Raw genomic sequence first — 3,597 nt, 5'->3', positions numbered from 1 at the left:
TGGCATCGAGGCCCGCATGCACGACACCACGCTGTACACGTCGATGTTCCGCTTCGACGAGACCCTGCTTGCCAGCCCCCACACCTTCGGCACTGCCGCCAGCCACTCACCCGTCCTGCACCTGAGACGGATCGACGGAGGCCGGCTGTTCACGAACTACCTCAGCTCCTACGAACGTGTCTGGGAGCAGGCGGCCGAGCCTCCTGAGCCATGGCGCGCAAGGACTACATCGACAACCCCGACGCCCCGGCCGCGAACAGCGTCGTTCCCTCCGTTGTCGCCGTCGTCCTCGACGAGCACGGCCGGCTGCCCCTGATCCACAAGACCGACAACGACCTGTGGGCCCTACCCGGAGGCGGACACGAGATCGGGGATTCCATCGCCGACACCGTCGTCCGCGAGGTCAAGGAAGAGACTGGCTACGACGTCGAGGTCACCGGCATCAGCGGCACCTACACCAACCCCCGTCACGTCATGGCGTATGACGACGGCGAGGTCCGCCAGCAGTTCTCAATCTGCTTCCGAGCACGCCTCATCGGGGGCGGCGCAAGAACAAACAGCGAGTCCAAGGCCGTGGAGTGGGTGGACCTCCGCGACGTGGACACCCTACCCATGCACCCCTCGATGCGGGAACGAATACGCCACGGCCTGGCTGACAATGGCCAGATTCATATCGGTTGACGCCGCTAGCGCCCTCGCCTCTGTCCTTACACGGCTCTTCGCAGTTAAGCGTGATCACCCGGTCGTGAGGGGCTCGTGGCCCTGCGCTGGGATGGGTGTTGCTGAGACATCCGCCCAGAAGAGGACCACGAGCCGTGAACGAGGCTACGGGCTCGCTGCGTGACGCTGCGAGCGTGCTGTTCGACCTGCCCGGACATCGAGTGATGGGCGCCGTGGACCGTGACGACGGCGCGCGGGAGGTGCTCGTGGCCTCGACCGCGGCAGAGGCCGCGTGCCCCGGCTGCGGCGTGTTGTCCAGCCGGGTCCATCAACGCGTCCGGCAGCGGCTGAGAGACGTCCCGGTCGCTGGCGCCGTGGACGTTGTACTGGTGCGCCGGCGGTTCGCCTGCGCCGAGCAGCAGTGCGCCCGACGGACGTTCGTCGAGGTCACCGACCAGGTCCCGGCCCGTGCCCGGTTGAGCACCCGGCTGCGTCAGCTGCTGCTCGCGGCGGTCGTGGGCTCGGGTCGGGTCGTCGCGGAGGTTGCCGCGGGGCATCGGGTGTCGTGGTGGACCGTGCAGGCGGTCGTGAACGCGGCCGCGGAACGGCTCGTCGACCCCGACGACGTCATCGTCCGCCGCCTCGGGATCGACGAGCACAGGTACCGCTCGGTCCGGTTCTTCCGCGACGCCGTCAGCGGGTCGTGGCGTCGCTACGAGCCTTGGATGACGACGTTCGTGGACACGACCACCGGTCGGGTCCTGGGTGTGGTCGATGGCCGCGACAGCGCCTCCGTCGCCGCCTGGCTTGCCGCGCGCAGCACCGCCTGGCGCGAGCAGGTCGAGGTCGTGGCGATCGACCCGTCCGCGGCGTTCCGCAAGGCCCTGCGCCAGCACCTGCCCCGCGCGGCGGTCAGCGTCGACGCGTTCCACCTGGTCAAGCTCGCCAACGACGCCCTGACCCAGGTCCGCCAACGCGTCAGCCGCGAGCAGAAGCAGCGCCGTGGCCGGACCATCGACCCGACCTGGGCCAACCGGCGCCTCCTTCTGCGCGCCGGCAACACCTTGCCCGCTCGAGGTCTGGCGCGGCTGGAGGCGACGTTGCGCAGCGACGACCCGACCGACGAGATCAGTGCGGCCTGGGCGGTCAAGGAGCAGCTGCGCCGGCTGCTGCGCGCTGGTGACCTGGCGGACGCGAACCACCAGCGGCTCCTGCTCACCTACTACGTCGACGTCGCCGCGATGTCCGAGACCACCCGCCTGTTGGCGACGGTCAACACCTGGTGGGACGCGATCGAGGTCCTCATCGTCACCGGCGTCACCAACGCCCGCACCGAGGCCGCGAACACCAGCATCAAGCAGCTCAAGCGGAGCGGGCGCGGCTACCGGAACCCGGCCCACTACCGGGCTCGTATCCTCCTGGCCAGTGCCGCCCGAAGCGCGGCATGAACACCCACCTCAGCGCCCGACATCACGCGGAACTACGAAGAGCCAGTTTCGGCGAGCTTGAGGTGTCCGGTCGTCCCGGGTCGAAGCACCACAATCCCTTGGTGGGGCTCTGCCCCGGACCCCGGGCCTCGGCTCCGGGATGCGTGAACGGCACAAGGGCAGTGATCCCGCCGCGCCGACCGTCCGAAGGTCAGCCGCTCTGACTCCGGGCCGACGCGACGGGATCACCACCCAGGCGACAGGTGTCGGGGGAGACCCCCGAGGGTCTCGCCCGTTGGCTTGGTGGGCGCCGCCGTCGCCGTTGGGCACAACCAGGGCACAAGAGTGGCCAAGCAGCCGTCAATGGCTGTCAGGTCCCGACAAGCATTTCCGCAGGCCTGGCCTGTGGTTGACCCACAGCAGCAAGGTGCGAAACCCCTCTACCTCCGCCTCATAATCCGTGGGTCGTGGGTAAGCCCCACCTGCCCTACGGCACCCCGTGCCAGGCCCTGACCGGCCCCCAGGGGGTCAGGGTGCATCGGTGACGGAACACTCCGGCGTGTCGCCGTCATGGGTGCACTCTCGGGGCCGGCGCGGTCGCTCAGGTCTGCTGGGCCAGCTCACGCCAGCGGCGCACCACGTCCGGCGGGGGCCCGACCACGGTGACCGGGTCGCCGGTGCCGCGGTCGAGGACGGTGGTGGCGTCGAAGCGGCCGGCCGGGCGTACGTCGGTGACCTCGTGCCACGGCACGTGCCGGCGGCCGCGGCGGCCCAGGCGCACCCCGGTCGCGTCGGCCCGCACCTGCACGGGGGGCCACCACCGCCGCACCGGCCGGGCGAGGACCGCCACGAGCGGGAGCAGCGCCAGCACGAGGACCACCAGCTCCACCAGGCCCAGGCCGAGGCCCCTCATCAGGCCTTGCGTCGCGACCTGCGTCAGCGCGATGGCCAGCCACGGCCCGCCGCCCGGGGTGGCCTCGGTGACCTGCCACGACTGCGGCAGCGCGTCCGCGGGCGCGGCCCCGGCCGCGACGCCCTCGCGCCACCGCTCGACCGTTCCGCCCGGCACGTTCGGCGGCAGCCGCACCAGCGCCCCGTCGTGCAGCTCCAGGTGGGTGTCGACGTGGTCCACCCCCAGGCCGCCCCGGCTGCGGGCCCGGCGCAGCTCGTGCCACGGGAACGACCGCTGCCCGTGGGGCGCGTGCAGCCGCAGCGCCCCGGCGTCGGCGCTGAGCCGCCGGGGCGTGCGCCGGTCGAACCACCACAGCACCCCGGCGGCGAGCCCGAGCAGCAGGCTCAGGGCCGACAGCTCCCACTCCTGGGGCCGGGTGCCGACCAGGGCCCCCACGGCGCCCGCCGCCCCCAAGGTGACGACGTACCCGACGGCCCACCACGGCGAGCGCCGCGGGATGAGCTCCACCGTCGCCCCCCCCACCCCCACATCCCACCAGCCGCAGCCGCCGGGCGCGCCGTGTCGCCGACCCCGCGCGGCAGGCTGCGCGTCGACGAC

The 3,597-nt window shown here is 71.9% G+C and carries 3 protein-coding genes; 2 read left to right on the top strand and 1 reads right to left on the bottom strand.

The genetic code is table 11. From position 1 onward, the window contains the following. Positions 1–210: 210 nt before the first annotated feature. Both ACTUAL_RS12995 and ACTUAL_RS12990 read left to right on the top strand, forming a co-directional pair. Entirely contained in the window at positions 211–681 is a 471-nt protein-coding gene (locus tag ACTUAL_RS12995; protein ID WP_440900414.1) for an NUDIX hydrolase, read from the top strand. Between the two features lie 134 nt (positions 682–815). Then, positions 816–2,108: an ISL3 family transposase gene (locus ACTUAL_RS12990; protein WP_440900413.1), complete on the top strand. Its 1,293-nt coding sequence runs from the start codon at positions 816–818 to the stop codon at positions 2,106–2,108. A gap of 580 nt (positions 2,109–2,688) precedes the next feature. On the opposite strand, the gene ACTUAL_RS12985 is transcribed toward ACTUAL_RS12990, so the two are convergent. Continuing rightward, positions 2,689–3,597, bottom strand: a 909-nt coding sequence (locus ACTUAL_RS12985) for a hypothetical protein (RefSeq protein ID WP_440900412.1), incomplete at its 5' end; no start/stop codon positions are given.

The sequence above is a fragment of the Actinosynnema sp. genome, from assembly GCF_052038725.1.
This window is presented reverse-complemented; position numbering and strand designations above follow the sequence as displayed.

Excerpts from the sequence above, each read along its gene's own strand:
- ACTUAL_RS12995 (WP_440900414.1), top strand. The coding sequence starts at position 211 with ATGGCGCGCAAGGACTACATCGACAACCCCGACGCCCCGGCCGCGAAC.